The organism is Streptomyces pathocidini (assembly GCF_001418495.1).
Lineage (GTDB): Bacteria > Actinomycetota > Actinomycetes > Streptomycetales > Streptomycetaceae > Streptomyces > Streptomyces pathocidini.
On sequence record NZ_LIQY01000669.1, the window covers coordinates 1 to 2,314 of the forward strand.

1 pseudogene is annotated in these 2,314 nt (G+C 74.4%); it reads left to right on the forward strand.

Going from position 1 to position 2,314, the window contains the following annotated elements:
• Positions 1–2,314 (forward strand): annotated as a pseudogene (locus AOK16_RS24290) (eCIS core domain-containing protein); the annotation flags it as partial.

Sequence of the window (2,314 nt, forward strand, 5' to 3'; positions counted from 1 at the left end):
CCCCGAGGGCTCGCACGGGGAGGAGGCCGAACCCGAGACCGAGGGGCACGCGGCTCCCAGGGACGAGCGGGACGGGGGTGATCGCGACGGGGGGCGTGCCGGGGAGGACGAGCGCGGTGCCGGGGAGGAGGCGGACCCCGACGGCGGGGAGCAGCGCCCCGATGCCAAGGATGCCGAGGACACCGGGGACGCCAAGGCCAAGGCCGAGGGCGGCCAACGGGATTCGCGCGGCCCCGCCGCGGCCGCCGCCGCGGCAGACGCGTCGGGGAGGCCCGGCCAGCCCGCCCCGGGGACCGCGGCGGCCGAGGCCGATGAGAAGGCGCCCCCGGCGCCGACGCCGCCGGCCGGTGCGCGCAAGCCCGCCGGTGCCCATACGGAACCCGTGCCGACCGAGGACCGCCACCCCTCCCCCGCGGCGCGTCGGGCGGCCGAGCCCGCGAGGGGTCCGAACGAGGCCCCGGTGGCTCGGAGTTCGGTGCCGAAGGAGAGCGGTCCCGGGGCGGCGCCCGGCGGTGCGGTGGGTGCCCCGGAGCCCGTTGGCCCGACGGCCGCGGCGGGGCCGGGCTCGGCGCCGTCTCCGGCGCGGGCCGCGGTCGGTCCGGCGGCCGAACAGGCGGACAGCCCCGGGAAGTCGGGCGCTCCGGCCCCGGAGGGAGCCCAGCCCAGACCTGAGGCGTCTCTGGAGAAGGACGGCGGCGGCTGTGCCCCGCCCGAGCCCGCGGCGGAGAAGGACGACGGGGGCAAGGGCGGCTGCGGAGGCGGTGGTGGCGAGGCGGCCCCGGAGGAGAAGCAGCCCGAGCCGCCGGATGTCTCGGCCCAGGATCCGAAGGCCGCCATCGGCACGGTCAGCAGGCTGCCTCCGGACCAGGCGGCGGCCGCCATGCCGGGCGTGGACCAGGCGGCGGACAAGAAGGTCCGCGAGGAGCAGCACCGCCTGGACGCCGACCCGCCGAAACGGGAACGCCCTTCGGGTGCTCCCCGCACCCAGGCGGCACCGCCCCAGGCGGCGCCGCCGGCCGCGCAGGTGACCGGCCGGGTCGAACGGCTGGGGCCCGAGGACCAGGGCGGGCGGCAGCGGGCCAAGGGCAGCGAGAAGGCCGAGGGGCAGAAGGCCACGGACAGCACTCCCCCGCCACCGGTCCCGGTGGCGAAGGAGCTCAGCGCCGAGGAGGCCGAGAGTGTGGAGGCCGCGGCCGACGCGGTCCCCACCGTCGACCCCGAGTTGCGCGACAAGACGGTCGGCCCCGCCCCGAAGATCAAGCTGGAGGGCCCGAGCGATCCTCAGCGCACGGACGACCAGGCCAAGGCGCTCAAGGAGAAGCAGTCCCGGATCCGGAACACGGGGCGCGAGGACGCCGCGAAGCCGATGGGCGAGGACCGGATCTTCCCCAACGCGCCACGGGAGCAGTTGGTCGGCCAGGTCTCAGGGCGGGCGGGCGGCAGGGGCGGGGTGAGCGGAGTCAAGGCGGGGTCGAAGCCCAAACCCGGTGTGGGTGCGGTCGCCCAGCAGGAGCGCGGCGCGGAGATCCAGGGGGCGGCAGGCCAGGCCCAGGGCGATATGACCGCCAAGGAGAAGGAGCACCAGCAGGGCGAGCAGCGGGCCGAGCGGGAGAAGCAGACGGAGATCGACCGCGAGGTCGCGCAGAACTCCGAGAAGCAGACGGCCGAGCGCGGCAGGGCCGCCGAGGAGGCGCAGCGGCAGCGCGCCGACTGGCGGGCCGAGCAGGACAAGAAGGTCGAGGACGCGGACGGGAAGTCCGAGAAGGAGCACACCGCCAGGAACAAGGAGATCGTCAAGGGCCGCGACGACAAGGACAAGGAGGTCAACGACCGCAAGGACAAGGACAACCAGCAGATCGACACCGAGCGGGTGAACGCGGAGAAGGAGGCCGAGCGGAAGAAGGAGGAGAAGAAGCCGTCCGGGGGCTTCTTCGGCTGGCTCGCCGACAAGGTGAAGGGGTTCTTCAGCGCGCTCCTGGAAGCGGTCACCGCGGTGTTCGATGCCGCCCGCAAGGCGGTCAACGGCATCATCGACACGTTCAAGGAATGGGCCGACAAGGCCATCGACTTCGTACGCGACCTCGCCGTCAAGGCGATCAACCTGCTGGCGGACGCGCTGATCGCGATCGGCGATGTGCTGCTCGCGGCCTTCCCCGAGTTGCGCGACAAGTTCCGCAGGGCGATCGAGGGGCTGCGCGACCAGGCGATCGCGGCGGTCAACAAGCTGGCGGACGGCCTGAAGAAGGCGGTGCACGCGCTGCTGGACGCTCTGGCGGCGGGCATCAACAAACTCCTCGACGTCCTTGAGGCGGGC